The following is an 824-nucleotide window of genomic DNA, read 5'->3' as shown; positions in this document are numbered from 1 at the left end:
AAAAGTGATCCGACAGACGGACACGGCGGTTTTGGCGTAGGGGCACTCAGCCTTGATAACATTTCTCCCGTATTCGTTGATGTAGAAGAAAAAGAAGCGTTCGTAGACATCGGCGCCATGCATGCCCGCAGCACCGTTGAAAAAGGAATTAAATTTCTCCCGAATAAAGAAGAAGTGCCGAACGGAAAACCATACTGGCTTGTGTGGGTAACGATTGACAGAAAAGAAGAGGGGCCTTATTACGCTGGTGTGACAGCCTGTGAAATGACGGTCGACAGAAGCATCAGAAGAGGCTACAAGTCGCTGCCTGAGCATGTGAATTTGATGGATAAATCCATGAAACGGAAAATCATCGTTGATAAAATGGACGACAGCTCGAAGCGTGTACTAGGCGAATTTCTGAAAAAGCATGATCAGGGCCTATGGGACCGTTCCTCAGATGAGTTAAAAACGAGCCTGCTTCCGGAAGACAATTAATTTGTGAATTTTCTGTGAACTTTTAGAATATTTGAGATATTTTTCGTGAACATTGAGTAAACTGGTGATACAGAAATAGGACATGGAAAATCCCGAGCCGAAACAAGACTCGGGGTTTTTCATTTTTAGGGGGATATGAGTCCGCGACTGGGAGATGAAAGCCAGCGCCGAAGAAATGAGAAATTCACCACTTTATCCCAAAACTGATTGTTCAGCTCGATTGTCTAACATTCTTCCATCGATTATGAAGGAACCATACGAATAACCCGGCCTCCGAGGAGCCGGGTTATTTTCAATGATGTCGCCCCAGCCATTTGTCCCACCACTTTTTCTCGGAAGCGGGCTTT

General features: G+C 45.3%; 1 protein-coding gene. It reads left to right on the top strand.

The window, feature by feature from the left end; genetic code table 11:
- Nucleotides 1–477 (top strand): YwhD family protein (locus tag ACWHAR_RS25430; RefSeq protein WP_452088227.1); only part of this gene is annotated, 477 nt, incomplete at its 5' end.
- Nucleotides 478–824: the final 347 nt, after the last annotated feature.

The sequence above is a fragment of the Bacillus sp. LR--39 genome (assembly GCF_053613335.1).
Note: the sequence above shows the minus strand (reverse complement) of the source record. Positions and strands in the feature narration are given on the sequence as shown.